14 protein-coding genes are annotated in these 15,165 nt (G+C 66.6%); 6 read left to right on the top strand and 8 right to left on the bottom strand.

The annotated features are described in order from the left end of the window. Positions 1-78: 78 nt before the first annotated feature. On the bottom strand, positions 79-1,077 hold the full coding sequence (locus ABW18_RS08080) for an LLM class flavin-dependent oxidoreductase (RefSeq protein WP_049698437.1): 999 nt from the start codon (positions 1,075-1,077) through the stop codon (positions 79-81). 132 nt (positions 1,078-1,209) lie between these two features. On the opposite strand from ABW18_RS08080, the gene ABW18_RS08075 reads away from it, so the two are divergent. Both ABW18_RS08075 and ABW18_RS08070 read left to right on the top strand, forming a co-directional pair. Then, positions 1,210-2,058, top strand: coding sequence for an ABC transporter ATP-binding protein (locus ABW18_RS08075; RefSeq protein WP_049698436.1), 849 nt, complete (start codon positions 1,210-1,212; stop codon positions 2,056-2,058). A 93-nt stretch (positions 2,059-2,151) separates the two neighbouring features. Next, a complete protein-coding gene (locus ABW18_RS08070; protein WP_049698435.1) occupies positions 2,152-2,982 on the top strand; it encodes an NUDIX hydrolase in 831 nt (276 codons plus the stop codon). 33 nt (positions 2,983-3,015) lie between these two features. On the opposite strand, the gene ligD is transcribed toward ABW18_RS08070, so the two are convergent. Continuing rightward, positions 3,016-4,035: a non-homologous end-joining DNA ligase gene (gene ligD, locus ABW18_RS08065; RefSeq protein WP_049698434.1), complete on the bottom strand. Its 1,020-nt coding sequence runs from the start codon at positions 4,033-4,035 to the stop codon at positions 3,016-3,018. A gap of 77 nt (positions 4,036-4,112) precedes the next feature. On the opposite strand from ligD, the gene ABW18_RS08060 reads away from it, so the two are divergent. Then, positions 4,113-4,901 carry an enoyl-CoA hydratase/isomerase family protein gene (locus ABW18_RS08060; protein ID WP_049698433.1) on the top strand — a complete coding sequence of 263 codons (789 nt, stop codon included), beginning with the start codon at positions 4,113-4,115 and terminating at the stop codon, positions 4,899-4,901. A 125-nt stretch (positions 4,902-5,026) separates the two neighbouring features. Further along, positions 5,027-6,013 (top strand): class I SAM-dependent methyltransferase, encoded by a 987-nt coding sequence (locus tag ABW18_RS08055; RefSeq protein ID WP_049698432.1) that lies wholly within the window; start codon positions 5,027-5,029, stop codon positions 6,011-6,013. A 52-nt stretch (positions 6,014-6,065) separates the two neighbouring features. Here the strand turns inward: ABW18_RS08055 and ABW18_RS08050 are convergent, their stop codons facing one another. After that, complete coding sequence (locus ABW18_RS08050; protein ID WP_235434315.1) at positions 6,066-6,425, bottom strand: hypothetical protein; 360 nt, start codon at positions 6,423-6,425, stop codon at positions 6,066-6,068. Positions 6,426-6,544: 119 nt separating this feature from the next. Here ABW18_RS08050 and ABW18_RS08045 point away from each other — a divergent pair, with 119 nt between their 5' ends. Beyond that, positions 6,545-7,771, top strand: coding sequence for a THUMP-like domain-containing protein (locus tag ABW18_RS08045; protein WP_049698431.1), 1,227 nt, complete (start codon positions 6,545-6,547; stop codon positions 7,769-7,771). Between the two features lie 95 nt (positions 7,772-7,866). Here ABW18_RS08045 and ABW18_RS08040 read toward each other — a convergent pair whose 3' ends face one another. Together ABW18_RS08040 and ABW18_RS08035 are read right to left on the bottom strand one after the other, a co-directional pair. Next, positions 7,867-9,156 (bottom strand): alpha-amylase family glycosyl hydrolase, encoded by a 1,290-nt coding sequence (locus ABW18_RS08040; RefSeq protein WP_049698430.1) that lies wholly within the window; start codon positions 9,154-9,156, stop codon positions 7,867-7,869. Further along, positions 9,156-10,484 carry an outer membrane protein assembly factor BamB family protein gene (locus ABW18_RS08035; protein WP_049698429.1) on the bottom strand — a complete coding sequence of 443 codons (1,329 nt, stop codon included), beginning with the start codon at positions 10,482-10,484 and terminating at the stop codon, positions 9,156-9,158. The genes ABW18_RS08040 and ABW18_RS08035 overlap by 1 nt, the downstream gene beginning before the upstream one ends. Positions 10,485-10,645: 161 nt before the next feature. Between ABW18_RS08035 and ABW18_RS08030 the strand changes: the two genes are divergently transcribed. Next, a complete protein-coding gene (locus ABW18_RS08030) occupies positions 10,646-11,401 on the top strand; it encodes an acyltransferase (protein ID WP_049698428.1) in 756 nt (251 codons plus the stop codon). A 9-nt stretch (positions 11,402-11,410) separates the two neighbouring features. Here ABW18_RS08030 and ABW18_RS08025 read toward each other — a convergent pair whose 3' ends face one another. The 3 genes from ABW18_RS08025 to ABW18_RS08015 are packed head-to-tail and all read right to left on the bottom strand — an operon-like array spanning position 11,411 to position 15,128. Next, positions 11,411-12,685, bottom strand: coding sequence for a glycosyltransferase family 4 protein (locus tag ABW18_RS08025; protein WP_049698427.1), 1,275 nt, complete (start codon positions 12,683-12,685; stop codon positions 11,411-11,413). Then, the gene (locus ABW18_RS08020; RefSeq protein ID WP_049698426.1) at positions 12,682-14,247 is read right to left on the bottom strand and encodes a 1,4-alpha-glucan branching protein domain-containing protein; all 1,566 of its coding nucleotides are present in this window, start codon (positions 14,245-14,247) and stop codon (positions 12,682-12,684) included. Before ABW18_RS08020 ends, ABW18_RS08025 begins: the two co-directional genes overlap by 4 nt. A gap of 17 nt (positions 14,248-14,264) precedes the next feature. After that, entirely contained in the window at positions 14,265-15,128 is an 864-nt protein-coding gene (locus ABW18_RS08015) for a class I SAM-dependent methyltransferase (protein ID WP_414651973.1), read from the bottom strand. Positions 15,129-15,165: the final 37 nt, after the last annotated feature.

Below are 15,165 nucleotides of genomic sequence, written 5' to 3'. Positions count from 1 at the left end.
GGGCCGGGCTCGGCCTCGGCGTGATGAGGTTGATCATACATAGAGCGAAGATGTGTATGACCTGAAACGCGCGATCGATCAGACCGGCTGCGTGGAGGGCTGTACCGCCGGCGCGAGGTGACCGAGCGTGCTCAGCCACACGTCGCGGTCGGGAGCGATCGACGCGACGATGAGTTCGTCGGCGTTGGCGTGCCCGGCGAACCAGTCGAGGTAGTCGCGGACCTCTGCGGGAGTGCCGACGCCCGCGTAGGTCAGCATCGAATCGATCTGCCTGCCCTGCGGCATCTCCAGGATCGCGTCGGCCTCGTCGTCGGTGAACTGCCGACCGCCTCGACCGAGAAGCGCGGTCACTCGCTGGCGCTTGGCCTGGCGGAGCTGCGCTGCCGCGACATCCGGATCGTCGTCGGCGATCACGCAGACACCCGCGATCACGTACGGCTCTGCGAGTGCCTCGGACGGCTGGAACTGGTCACGGTAGAGCGCGACGGCCTCGGTGAGGGCCTGCGGAGCGAAGTGCGATGCGAAGGCATACGGCAGTCCGAGCGCGGCGGCGAGTTGTGCACCGAATAACGACGAACCGAGGATGTAGAGCGGGACGTCGGTGCCCGCGCCGGGCGTCGCGCCGACTCCGGGAATGCGCGATTCGCCACGCAGATACCCCTGCAGTTCGAGGACGTCGGACGGGAAGCGGTCGGCCGATGCCATGTCCCGACGCAGCGCGGTGAAGGTCTGCTGGTCGCTGCCGGGGGCTCGACCGAGACCCAGATCGATGCGGCCGGGGTGCAGTTCGGCAAGGGTGCCGTACTGCTCGGCGATCGTCAGCGGCGCGTGGTTGGGGAGCATCACGCCGCCGGCGCCGAGGCGGATTGTCGAGGTGTGTGCGGCGACGTGCGCGATGAGAACGGCGGGTGCCGACGACGCGATCGAGCGCATGTTGTGATGCTCGGCATACCAGATTCGCCGGTAGCCCCACAGCTCGGCTTTGGTGGCCATTTCTGTTGAGGCAGCCAGGGATTGGGCGACGGTTTCGTTGCGACCGACCTGGGCGAGGTCGAGGATGGACAGATCAACGGACATACCAAGGGCAAGGAGTACGGCGTCGAAGGTATTCCCTTTTGTGGGCGGTTTCGGTGTGGGCGAACACGTCGAGGAAAACCTCGACATGTTCTCTCGCGTCCGAGCATCCGGGAGGCCGCCCGGTAGGGCACGATGGGACGGGTGAGTGACACTGCATCCTCGGACCCGGACCTGCTCGTCGATTTTCGTGACGTCACACTCGTGCGCGGTGGCAAGACGCTTGTCGGGCCGATCGATTGGCAAGTCGAGCTCGACGAACGCTGGGTGATCATCGGCCCCAACGGTGCGGGCAAGACGTCGCTCCTGCGTATGGCCGCCGCCGAACTGCACCCGTCGTCGGGCACCGCGTATCTGCTCAACGAGCCACTCGGCCGGGTGGAGGTTCGCGAGTTGTCGACGCGAATCGGCGTCAGTAGCCCCGGCCTCGCCGACCGGGTTCCCGACGACGAGGTCGTCAGTGATGTCGTGATCTCGGCGGGCTATTCGGTGATCGGTCGGTGGCGTGAAGATTATGACGACGTCGATCGCGCGCAGGCCGTCGAATCGCTCGAGTCGATGGGCGCCGAGCATCTGGCCGACCGGAGATTCGGCACGCTGTCGGAGGGCGAGCGTAAGCGAGTGCTGATCGCCCGCGCGTTGATGACCGACCCCGAGCTGCTGCTCCTCGACGAACCCGCCGCGGGCCTCGACCTCGGCGGTCGGGAGGAGCTCGTCGACCGGCTGTCGATCCTCGCGCAGGACCCCGATGCCCCTGCCACCGTGCTCATCACGCACCACGTCGAGGAGATCCCGCCCGGCTTCACCCACGCGATGCTGCTCTCCGAAGGCGGCGTCGTCGCGCAGGGCCTGCTCGGGGATGTGCTGACGAGCAAGAACCTCTCCGACACGTTCCGTCAGCAGATCACGCTGACCAAGGACGGCTCCCGCTTCTTCGCGCGTCGTTCGCGTCGTGCCGGATCCCACCGTCGGGCCGTCGGGTAGCAGCGATAGTGTCGATTCGGTGACGCGGACCACAGGTTGTGGCCCACGTAGGAGTTGGCCCACGTAGGAGTTGGCACAGAGCAGGAGATCGACATGACCGATACAGAGGCCGCGACAGACCATGCGGGGACCGTCGCGCCATTGCGCGACGCTGCGACAGTCGTGCTGGCGCGCGACGCCGACGGCGGTATCGAGGTCTTTCTGCAGCGTCGGGTCAAGCAGATGGCGTTCGCCGGTGGGATGACGGTCTTTCCCGGCGGCGGCGTCGACCCCCGTGATGCCGACGCCGATCTCGCGTGGACCGGCCCCGGCGCGGACTGGTGGGCGCAGCAGCTGGGCACCACGGAAGAGCTCGCCCAGGCCCTCGTCTGCGCGGCGGTTCGCGAGACCTTCGAGGAGTGCGGTGTGCTGCTCGCGTCGCGGCCCGACGGCTCGTTCGCCGACCCGGCGACGCTGCGCGACGAACGCCACAAGCTGGTCGACAAGACGATCTCGTTTGCCGAGTTCCTCCGCGCCCACGACCTCACGCTGCGTGCCGACCTGTTGCGTCCGCTCGCGCACTGGATCACACCGAAGAACGAGAAGCGACGCTACGACACCCGCTTCTTCCTGGCAGCCATGCCCGAGGGGCAGGTCGCCGACGACGCGACGTCGGAGGCCGACGTCGCGCGGTGGGCCGGCGCGGCCGACGCTCTCGTGGCCTGGTCCGATGGCAAGCACTTCCTGCTGCCGCCGACCTGGTCTCAGCTGACCGAGGTCGCGCGGTTCGACACCGTCGACGAGCTGCTGGCCGCAGAGCGCACGATCGAGACGATCGAACCCGAGGTAAGCGCTGGGCATGGGTTGAGCGGCTTGAGTTTCTCCGGTTCCGACGCGTACATGGCGACGCTCGCCGATCAACCGATTCCCGACATCACGCTCTGAGAGCTACCGCCTGAACCCACTGCGTGCGTGGTCTCAGCGGTCGAGGTCGACGACGTCCGGGTCGTCGGTGGGGCCGGTCTCTTCTTGATCGGTCTCTCCCCGGTCGACCTCGTCTCGGTCGGCCCATTCCAGCAGGGTATCGATGCGATAGGCGACGTCGTCGATCTCCGCGTGCAGGTCGCCGAGTTCGGCGAAGCGCGCAGGCATCGTCGCGATGGTGAAGTCGTCGGGTGCGACGTCGTCGACCTCCGACCACAGGATCGGCGCCGAGACCGTCGCGCGCGGATTGCCGCGTACCGAGTAGGCGGCAGCCATGGTGTGGTCACGCGTGTTCTGGTTGTAGTCGACGAACAGCGCTGCGGGGTCGCGGTCCTTGCGCCACCACGTCGTGGTGACCTCGTCGGGTGCTCGACGCTCGACCTCGCGCGCGAAAGCCAATGCGGCGCGGCGTAATTGGTTGAAACTCCACTCCGGTTCGATTCGCACGTAGATGTGCATGCCACGTCCGCCGGACGTTTTGGGAAAACCGCGCACACCCAGTTCGTCGAGCACCTCGTGCGCGACGTGCGCCACCCGCTGCACGCGATCAAAGGTGCACTCCGGCATCGGGTCGAGGTCGATGCGCCATTCGTCGGGCAGCTCCGGATCCGAACATCGTGAGTTCCAGGGATGGAACTCGACCGTCGACATCTGCACCGCCCAGATCACGCTGCCCAGTTCGGTCACACAGAGTTCGTCGGCGGTGCGGCCGAAGCGCGGGAAGTAGATCTCGGTGGTCTTCAGCCAGTCGGGAGCGCCCGCGGGTACCCGCTTCTGGTGGACCTTCTTGCCGTCGACCCCCTTGGGAAATCTGTGCAACATGCACGGCCGGTTGTGCAGCGCCCGCACAATGCCGTCGCCGACCGCGGTGTAGTAGTCGGCGAGGTCGCGTTTGGTCTCGCCGCGTTCGGAGAAGTAGATGCGGTCTGGACTAGAGAGTCGGATCGTGCGCTCACCAACGGACAGTTCGACGGGTTCGCCGGCCGACGACTTCGAGGACGGCGAAGGTGCCATGCACCAACTGTAGGTCGTCGGGTCTCGGCGGTGGCCCACATCACGGCTGGGCGTCGCTGGACGGTAGCCTTCGACACATGCCTGAGTTCGTGACCCTAGAGACCTCTGACGACCATCCGGGAGTGGGAACGATCCTGCTCAACCGTCCGCCGATGAACGCGCTGAACCGGCAGGTCCAGACCGAGTTGGAGGCGGCGGCACACGAGGCGACCGACCGTTCCGACATCAAGGCCGTCGTCGTCTACGGCGGACCCAAGGTGTTGGCGGCAGGCGCCGACATCAAAGAGATGACCGACATGACGTTCGCCGAGATGTCGAAGGTGGCCGGTCGCCTGCAGCGTGCGCTGGGTTCGATCTCCGAGATCCCCAAGCCGACCGTCGCCGCGATCACCGGATACGCACTCGGTGGCGGGCTCGAGGTGGCGCTCGGCGCCGACCGTCGTATCGCGGGCGACAACGCGAAGCTGGGCGTCCCCGAGGCGCTCCTCGGCGTGATTCCCGGCGGCGGCGGCACGCAGCGACTGGCGCGTCTCGTCGGCCCCGCTAAGGCGAAGGACATGATTTTCACGGGCCGCTTCGTCGGGGCAGAAGAGGCGCTGAGGATCGGCCTGGTCGACGAGGTCGTCGCGCCCGACGAGGTCTACAACGCAGCACTGGCGTGGGCCGGGCAGTTCCGTAATGCCGCGAGCCTGGCGCTGGCAGCGGCGAAGAGGTCGGTCGACCAGGGGCTCGGCGTCGACCTGGAGACCGGACTGAAGATCGAGGAACAGCAGTTCGCGGCGCTCTTTGCCACCGACGATCGCAAGATCGGCATGGATTCGTTCATCGCCAACGGGCCGGGCAAGGCGCAGTTCACCGGGAAGTGACCGCTGGTCCTGCATTCGACGGCGGGTAGGGTTCAACGGCAACGTGTCATTACCGGCGAGTAGGAATCGCTGTCGCGACAGCCAGAGCCGTCGCGACGACACAGGATAGGGCGAAAGTAGGAGACATGACGACCACGGAGAACGAGTCGGCAGCAGATCACGTCGATCCGGCGCCTAATCCGCATGCCACCGAGGAGCAGGTCAAGGCCGCGCTGGAAGACACCAAGCTCGCGCAGGTGCTCTACCACGACTGGGAGGCCGAGACCTACGACGAGAAGTGGTCGATCAGCTTCGACGAACGGTGCATCGACTATGCGCGTGGCAGGTTCGACGCCGTTGCCGCCGACGAGTCGCTGCCCTACGAGCGGGCAATGGAACTCGGTTGTGGCACAGGATTTTTCCTGCTCAACCTGTTGCAGTCCGGTGTCGCGAAGAAGGGCTCGGTCACCGATCTCTCGCCGGGAATGGTCAAAGTCGCGCTGCGCAACGCGGAGAACCTCGGCCTCGACGTCGACGGCCGGGTCGCCGACGCCGAGCGTATTCCCTACGACGACAACACCTTCGACCTCGTCGTCGGTCACGCGGTGCTGCACCACATCCCCGACGTCGAGCAGGCGTTGAGCGAAGTGCTTCGTGTGCTCAAGCCGGGCGGACGCTTCGTGTTCGCGGGCGAGCCGTCGACGATCGGCGACTTCTACGCCCGGTGGATGAGCCGGGCCACCTGGTGGGCCACCACCCACGTCACCAAGTTCGGCCCGCTCAAGGCGTGGCGTCGACCGCAGGAGGAGCTCGACGAGTCGTCGCGCGCGGCGGCGCTCGAGGCCGTTGTCGACATCCACACCTTCGATCCCGACGAGTTGGCAGACATCGCGCGTTCGGCCGGGGCAGCCCGGGTCGAGACCGCGACCGAAGAGTTGGCCGCCGCGATGCTCGGCTGGCCCGTCCGCACCTTCGAGGCCGCCGTGCCGTCGGAGAAGCTCGGTTGGGGTTGGGCCGGATTCGCCTTCGGCGGGTGGAAGCGGATGACCTGGCTCGACGAGAACGTCCTGCGCAAGGTTGTGCCGCCGAAGTTCTTCTACAACGTGGTAGTGAGCGGGTACAAGCCGAAGTGATCGGCGGGTGATCTGCGGACTGCGGCTCGGGCTCCCGGCGCGGCGTGGCGGATCAGCCCAGGGGCGTCAACTGCGACGTCGCGACGGGGATGCCGAGGATCGTGTTGACGATCTTGTATCCGTTGGCGTTCTTCGTGATGACCAGCCCGCTGGCGGGTGGGATCACGGCGACGGCACCGTTGGGGGTGTCGATGAGTTGCAGCGGCTGATTGGCCGGGCCGATCAGTTGGTTGCCCACCACTCTGTATTCGTTGCATCGCTCGTCGACGGAGCTTCCGTACTGGGTCTTCACGCAGAAGTTGTAGCGCCCTTCTGCGACCTTGGCCTCCGCATTCGCTGCACCGACTGCGGTTCCGATGACGGCCGCCGCCCCGACGAGTGTGCCGACCATGACGATTCTCTTCCTGTTCACGGCCTCATAGTTGCTTAGCCTTACCTAATAGTCAATATCGGGCATGCCCGAGCGCCTGTGCTCACCGCTCATGTGCCAAGGTGTCTGTGGAACCGGCACGCGCCAGGGGAGTTGCGACTGTGGGATACGAATTCACGCTCGACGATGTCGCCTTCCTTCGTGGTCGTTACGGCGAGAAGGCGCTCGACGTCGTCTCGGGTATGGCGTTGACGCCGTCGTCGATGATCGCCGACGTCGAAGCGGCGCGACGACGCTACGCGCCTCACGACGCCGCGCTCATCGAGACGGTGCGTGATCGCCGCAGAGCTGCGCGCAAACTGCGCGACGCCGATCAGTGGCTGCTCACCGACGATGCTCTTCAGCAGGCGACGCCGAGTGTGGTTGCGGCACATCGCGCCGCCGAGATCGCGCAGCGTTTCCCCGGAGCGGTGATCCACGACATCACGTGTTCGATCGGCGGTGAGGTCGTCGAACTCGCATCACAGGATGGGATCGCCGGCGTGATCGGGAGCGACCTCGATCACGTGAGACTGTCCATGGCGCAACACAATCGGCGCGTCCTCGGTCAGTTGCCCACTCCGACTGCGCTTCTCGTCGCCGATGCACTGACCCCCACGTCGACGGCCGACGTGGTGATCGCCGACCCTGCCCGACGGTCCGGTGCGGGACGGATCTTCCGGCTCGATCAACTCACGCCGCCGCTTCCCGACGTCTTGATGACCTACTCGGGTCGCGTCGTGATCGTCAAATGTGCTCCGGGGCTTGACTATCGGGCGCTGCGCAACCGCTTCGGTTTCACCGGGGAAGTGCAGATCACCTCGCTCGACGGTGGTGTCCGTGAAGCCTGCCTCTGGAGCGGACCGGGGATCGTCGACCGAACACGGGCAACGGTGCTGCGTACCGGTAGCGACGGCGTTGTGGGCGGTTTCGAGGTCACCGACGACGAGCCCGACGACGTCGACCAACACGGTCCTGTCGGTCGGTGGATTGTCGACCCAGACGGCGCTGTTGTCCGCGCGGGACTGGTGCGTCAGTACGCCGCGCGGCACGGGTTGCGGCAACTCGACCCGCAGATCGCATACCTCACCGGCGAGCAGGTGCCGCTGGGGGAGAGGGGATTCGAGGTCATCGAGGAGGTTTCGACGTCGGAGAAGGTGTTGCGCAAGACCCTCGCCGCGCACGACTGCGGAACGTTGGAGATCCTCGTCCGCGGACTCGACGTCGACCCCGACGCGTTGCGGAAGCGGTTGCGCCTCAAGGGGTCGCGATCACTGGCGCTCGTGCTCACCCGCATTGGCCGCAAGGGCGTCGGGTTCCTGTGCGAGGCCGGCGCCAGGGCGCGCTAGTCGCGCGCAGAAAACCACACCCCTCGGGTCCTCCGCGCGTACCGGTACATGCGAGCGACCCACAAGGCGTAACTTTCTGCGCGGCCGCGATGTGATTACGACTTGTCCTGCGAGAGCTCGGTACCGGCGATGTACCAGCCGCCCGGCTCGAGGTGGATCGAGTCGCCCTCGCGATGAGACGCTTCAGACTCGAGGTGGCCGGTGGTACCCAGCTCGACAGTCACGTCACCGGGTGCTTGAGCGGCGTTGAGTGCCACAGTGATCGGCTGTTCGGTGTGCACGCGGTAGACCAGTAGGCCCTGGTTCACGTCGAGTGTTTGCACGCGCGCGTGCTCGATGTCGGAGAAGCGGCGTCGAAGTCCCAGCAGCCGCTGGTGGAGTCGGTAGATTGCGGGCAGCGCCGCGTCGTCGGGAGGTGTCTGCGGCAGCGGCGGCCGGATCGCGTCGTCGCCGCCGACGCGTTCTTCTTTCGTTCCGGTCCAATCCAATTCGTCGCCGTAGTAGATCGCAGGGGTGCCGGGCAGGGTGGCCAGGAGCACGACGGCGAGATCAGCGGAACGCTGGGCGAGTCGGGTCGCAATGCGGGTCACGTCGTGATTGCCGACGAACGTCCACGGTACAAACGTGGTCAGCATCTCGTCGTGGCGTGTCAGCGCCCACTGCAGTTCGTGCATGTTGGCATCGATGATGCTGCTCCACACGGCTTTCCACAGCTCGTACTGGGTTACCGAGTCGACACCACTGTCGGAGACGAATCCGGGATAGTCGCCGTGAATGACCTCCGCGAGCACGTAGGTGTCGGCGAATCGCCCACGCACACGGGGTAAAACGGTGCGCCAGAAGGCAGATGGGACCGCATAGGCAGCGTCGAGACGCCATGCGTCGGCGCCGGCGTCGAGCCAATGGCACATGACGTCGACGACCAGGTCGGCGACCTCGGGATTGCGATGATCGAGCGCGACCAGATCGTCGTGACCTTCGAAGGTGCGCACGGTGCCGTCACGTTGGCGACGCGCCCAGCTCGAACCGTCGGCAACTCGATCATGCTGGCGTGACACGTGATTGAACACACCGTCGAGCATGATCCTGATGCCGCGCGACCGGCATGCGGAGACGAGGGCGTCGAAATCGGCTCGGTCGCCGAGTCGTTCGTCGATGGTGAAGTAGTCCAGGGTGTCGTAGCCGTGGGTCGCGGACTGGAAGATCGGACCGAGCGCGATCCCGTTGACTCCCAACGCGACTGCGTAGTCGAGCCAGTCGATGAGTGCCGACAGCGGGCGTCGGCAGGTCCGGTCGACGCCGGTCGTGTCGGCGCCCAGTGCACCGAGTGGGTACACGTGCCACCAGATCGACGTCGCGACCCAGTCCGGCGTGGTGGCTGTCATCAGTCGATGTTCTTCTTCGAGTCGAAGAAGAACACCTCGCCGATGTTCGTGGCCGTGGCGATCTGTCCCGACGGCGACACCGCGACCCCCGTCGTGAATCCCTCTGCGCCGGGCATCGCCACGGTGCGCTTCGTGGCACCGTTCGACGTGTCGACCTCGACCAGCGACAGCGAGTTCTTGCCCTGATCGCGTACGACGGTCCACGCGGTCTTCGATGACGTGAGGGTCGACAGGCTCACCACGGCGAGATCCTTGCGCTGCCACACCTGCTCGGCTTTGTCGCCGCGGTCGCGGAGCAGGGTCAGCGGGGCGCCGATGACACCGGTCGGGATGATCAGGCCGTCGGGGGAGACGGTCATGGATGCGAATCCGTAGCCGCCGTTGTCGTAGGTCCACTTGGTCTTACCGGTGGCGGCGTCGAGCGCGACGACCTGGCCGAGTCGGCTGAACGTGTAGAGGGTGTTGCCGTCGGCTGACAGTGTCGGTGCGCCGATCACACCGCCGGGAACGTCGGCATGCCAGATCTCCCGGACAACACGACCGTCGTTCTGCTTCGCGTAGGAGAAGCCGCGGATCTGCGACGCGATCGCACCCGTCGGCCAGAAGTTCAGGAAGAACCGGCTGTGCTGTTCGTCGACGGCGGGCGGTGCGGGCACGGCGCAGCGTGGGCCGTTGCTGACGCAGTCGCCGTAGCCCCAGAGCGGGTCGCCGGGGTCGGCCTCGGGGCGCAGGCGCACCTCGGGTGCGGTGAAGTCGCTGTTCTGGGTGTTGAGCATCAGGATCTGACCCTGGGTGGTCACCACGAGTACCTCGCCGGGCGCCGCGAACTTGGCCGACAGCGGTACGCCGATCACCGGCATCCGCCAGCGGATCGCGCCGCCGGCGTTGAACGCCACGAAGGTGGTCTCCTCACCGACGTACGGCTGGTCGAACTGGTCGAGCAGCGTCGAATTTCCCTCGATGCCCGCACGCATCCGTTTGCAGAAGTTCATACGCCCCGAGTTGGGATCGAGGGCGAGCAGGTTGCAACCGTTGGCGGTATTCGCGGTGACGTTGACGTTCGATTGGTTGGACAGCGTGAGAGGTGCGGTCACCGGGCCGCCTGTCGGGCGGGTCCAGCTCAGGGTGAGGTCGTCGGGGATCGACGGATAGGTGTAGTTCGAGTTCGCGCCGTTGCCGCCGTAGCTGGCCCAGCCGGGGCTCGCCACCGAACGGACGTCGATGTGCCCGTCCGAGCAGGCGCTGAGTGCCACCACGGCACCGAGCAGGAGCGCCAGCGGCGCCAGAACCCGTCGCGGTACCCGAATCCGGGGGCCAACCACAGCCATCCTGCTCCCGTCATGTTCGGTCTCCGGCACTGCACCGGGACGCCAGCAGTTGAGCCTATCGTGCGACGCTTCGCCGCTGGTTCGCACGGCGGCTCCGCTGCCCACTGAAGCCGCGGCTCCGCCGCCGAAGCCGGCAGCGGCGTCGATTATGGTGAGTCGTCATGACGACGATGTGGAACGCCTCGTATCGGTCGCGGTGGCGAGCAGGTCGACGCCGCGACCCGCGCCAGGCACGATTCCTCACCCTCGATTCGCTCCGCTGGGTGTTGCGCAACAAGGCGTACACCCCCTGGTATCTGGTTCGGTACTACCGGCTCGCGCGGTTCCGGATGGCCAACCCGCACATCGTGCTCAGGGGAATGCTCTTCCTCGGACGCAACGTCGAGATCCATGCGACGCCGGAACTGAGCAGGATGGAGATCGGACGCTGGGTTCACATCGGTGACGGCAACTCGATCCGCTGTCACGAGGGCACGATGCGCATCGGCGACAAGACGGTCTTCGGCTGCAACAACGTGGTGAACTCCTACCTCGACCTCGAGATCGGCGGGTCGGTGCTCGTCGCCGACTGGTGCTACATCTGCGACTTCGACCACAAGACCGACGACATCACGCTGCCCATCAAAGACCAGGGGATCGTGAAGGGTCCGGTCCGCATCGGCGCCGACACCTGGGTGGCCGCGAAGGTTTCGGTCCTGCGCAACACGATCGTCGGGCGAGGGTGCGTGCTCGGGTCGCACGCCGTGGTCAAGGGCGTGATCCCCGCCTACTCGATCGCCGTGGGCGCGCCCGCGCGCGTCGTGAAGAACCGCAAGGACGACTGGGCCACGAATGCCGAGGAGCGCGCCGAACTCGAACGCGCACTTGCCGACATCGAACGCAAGAAGGCGCAAGCCCGCCAGGGGCCCGGCGCCTGACACGTCTGCTCAGGCCTGCCCTGGATCGCGTTCCGGGAGCGGCCTTTCGGCGATGAATGGGCGTCCGACGGGATGGCGGACTCGACGCTTTGCGGAGAGGTAGACGCCGCTGGTGCGTTCGGCCACCTCCCGCCAGGAGAACTCGGCGGTCAAGCGCGCCCGGGCGCGTCGTGCGCGTGCAGCAGCCTGCACCGGATCGGACAGGGATGACCGAACGGCAGCGGTCAGACCCGCGACGTCGCCCGGAGTGAACGTCAGGCCTGTCACCGGCGCCACGACGGCCTCGCCGAGTCCGCCCGCAGTGGAGACCACGAGAGGCGCACCGGTGGCGGCGGCTTCAAGCGCGACGATGCCGAAGGGCTCGTACCGAGAGGGCAACACGATCGCGTCGCACCGGTGCATCAGGTCGACGAGTTCGTCGTGGCCGACGCCGCCGAGGAACCGCACCGCGCGCGACACCCGGTGGCGGCGAGCGGTATCGACGAGCCAGTCGTACTGAGTGCCGTCGCCCGCAATGGTCAGCGTGGTGCCGGGATGAGTGCGTCGGATCCGGGGGAGCGCGGCGAGAAGATCCTGCACGCCCTTCTCGTATTCGAGGCGCCCGGCGAACAGCAACTCCGCGGGTCCCTGCGTGCGTGCCCGTTCGGCGTATGGCCAGGTGTCGACGTCGATACCGTTGTGGATGACCTGGACGTCGGGCAGCCCAGGCCCGAAGAGTCTGGTGACCTCGTCACGCATCGACGCCGAGCAGGCGATGAGAGCGTCGGACTCGTTGGCGAGCCACCACTCGACCGAGTGCACCTGACGGTTGGTTCGTCCGCTGACCCAGCCGCTGTGTCTGCCCGCCTCGGTGGCGTGGATCGTCGAGACGAGGGGGACGTCGAACAGTTCGGCGAGCGTGATCGCCGGGTGCGCTACGAGCCAGTCGTGGGCGTGCACCACCTCGGGCGTCCAGCGCGAGTCCGAGTCTGCAGTGAGGATGCCTGCAGTGAGGATGCCGAGTCCGGCGCGGACGAAGGCGTGACCCATGGCGAGTGTCCACGCCATCATGTCTTGCCCGAATTCGAACTCTGGCGGGTCCTCTGCAACGGCGATTACCCGCACGCCCTCGACGACGGTGTCGGTGGTCGGGTGAGTGAGTGCGTCGGTACCCGACGGCTTGCGCGTCAGAACCGCGACGTCGTGCCCGATGGCGGCGAGCTCGGTGGCGAGGTGATGCACGTGCCTGCCGAGCCCACCCACCACGACCGGTGGGTACTCCCAGGAAACGAGTAGCACTCTCATGCGCGCTCGTCTCCGCGGAGCCGACGGGCGTCGAGGTCGGCGAACAGGCCGTCGGCGAGATTCCAATTGGCGGCGAGACGCGTTGCCTGCTCGGTGCGTCCGCGTAGCGCGGCGTCGGCGATCTCACGCGTGGCGTGCGCATGGGTGTGGGCTCGACGCACCGCGTACTCGGCCGCGGTGTCTTTCGACACCATGAAGGGCCAGTCCGACGAGACGGTCAGCAGTGTCTCCCGGATGATCTGATCGGCAACGCGATCACGACCCGTCCCCGCGTCGAGAAGTTTGTCGACGGTGTCGAGTGCTGTCTCGACGACCTCTGCGTTGAGTTCGACGAGGTGCTCGACCTGCGGCCCGTTCCATACACGCCAATCCTTGCCGGAACCCCACGAGCTGTCGGTGAGGGAAACCGTTTCTCCGACAAGGCCATCGGCCGCTGCGGATGCCATCGTCCCGACGCGCACCCCGGCTTCGGGGAGGCGTCGAAGCACCTGTTCGAGCCACGCGGGTCCCTCATGCCACCAGTGCCCGAACAACTCGGTGTCGAACGCTGCGACGACCAGCGCGGGTCGGCCGATCCGCTCCGATTCCGAGATCAGGCGTGCGCGAACGTGTTCGACGAAGTCGTCGACCTGGCGATCGATCACCGGCGCGACGCGGTCGGGGTCGTAGGGCTTCTTATTGTGCGCCGCAACGGTTTTGCCGGTCACGCGCGACATCTTGAAGCCGGTCGTGTGGTCGTAGGTGTGGAAGTCGCGGTAGGCGGAGTGGCCCGGATATCCCGATTTGGGCGACCACACTTGATAACTCACGGTCAGGTCGCGGCCGAAGGCGAGGACGTCGGAGTCCCCGACGGGTCGCGCGAGCGAGGTGTCGCCGTGCAGCGCGGGGCCGTCGACCATGAAATGTCGTACGCCCGCAGCGGAATACTCGGACTCCATTCCCGGCGTGAACGCGCACTCGGGCGCCCAGATCCCTTGCGGCGCAGTACCCCATCGTGATCGAGCGTCGGCAAGCCCCTCGGCGAGCGAGAATCGACGCAACCTCGGATCGAGCAGGGGAGCGAACGGATGGGCGAGCGGGCCGCCGAGGATTTCGACGACGTTGCTGTCGGCCAGTGTTCGGATCAGTGGACTAGCACCGTGTTGCCAGTGGCGTTCAAAGTCGCCCACCGCCCTTGCCGCACATCGGAATTCGTGCCCGGCGAGCTCGCGTCGGATCGGGTCCGGATTGTCTGCGGCCGCCACCGCCCGCAGTTGCCAGTCGGCGAGCCACTCGTGCATCGAGCGAAGGCAGTGCGGGTCGTCGAGTTGGGCGGCCAACACGGGTGTGATGCCCAGCGAGAGCTGATCGGTGAATCCGTCGGCGGCCAGACGTCGGAGCATGGCGAAGACCGGAAGATACGACGCCGCCCACGACTGGTAGAGCCACTCCTCACCGACCGGCCAGCGACCGTGGTTGGCCAGCCACGGCAGGTGAGAGTGCAGCACCAGGGTGAACTGGCCGGGCACGGCGCTACCGCTGCTCTGTGGGTGCCTCGCAGTGCGGGGTGAGGAAATGGTCATCGGGTGTGCCGGGGTCGTCAGGGTCGGACCGCGATGGCGAAGAGGTCGAGCGACGCGTCGATGTCGGCGGTGGCCTTGTCTGTGGTGGCCTTGTCTGCGGTTGCACTGTCGGGGGAGGTTTCGAGGATGACGAAGTCGTCGGCGGAGATCGCGGCGACGTCGGCGACGAGGTCGGCGGGCCAGTCCTCTCCCGCCAAGGCTCGCTCGATCTGTGCGTCGATCAGCGATCCGCCCCACTTCGCGTCCAACTCCGCCAAGCCCGCGCCGTGGTAAACGCCGTGCATCACAACGGATTCCAGCCCGCCATCGGTCAGCAGATCGGTGAGCTCGGCGGCGTCGAGTTCACGCGTATGGAAAGGGTTCAGCGGGGTGTCGCGGCCCGGCGAGAAGGTGATGCGATTGGGCGTCGAGACGAGGAGACGCCCGCCGGGACGCAGCACTCGACGGCACTCGGCGATGAAGGCGGCCTGGTCCCACAGGTGTTCGATGACCTGGAAGTTCACGACCACGTCGACCGACTCGTCTGGCAGGGGGAGATCTACCAGGTTGCCGGCGATCATCGTCAGTTCCGGGTAGCGCCTGCGGGTGTGTTCGACGGCCGACGCGTCGTAGTCGACGCAGGTGACCGTCGCGCCCGCGGCGGCGAGCATTGCGCCGCCGTAGCCCTCACCGGAGCCTGCCTCGAGAACCTGTTTCCCTCTGCACGACTCCGCGATGAACCGGTAGGCGATCTCGTGGCGCCGGAACCAGTAGTTCTCTGCCGGGATGCCGGGAACCGTCCGCTCGCCGGTCAGTGCGAGTTGGGCATCGGTGTCCAATGCGTCCAGGTTTGCCGTCGGCCGACGGTCCGTTGTCGAGCCCTGTGCGTCGATCATCCCCATGAGACTAGTACCCGGGGCCGTCCCAAGAACGTGCCGC

Origin of the sequence: Gordonia jacobaea (assembly GCF_001186365.1) — a bacterium.
Lineage (GTDB): Bacteria > Actinomycetota > Actinomycetes > Mycobacteriales > Mycobacteriaceae > Gordonia > Gordonia jacobaea.
The sequence above is the reverse complement of the archived record's forward strand: the minus strand, read 5'-3'. Positions and strand labels throughout refer to the sequence as shown.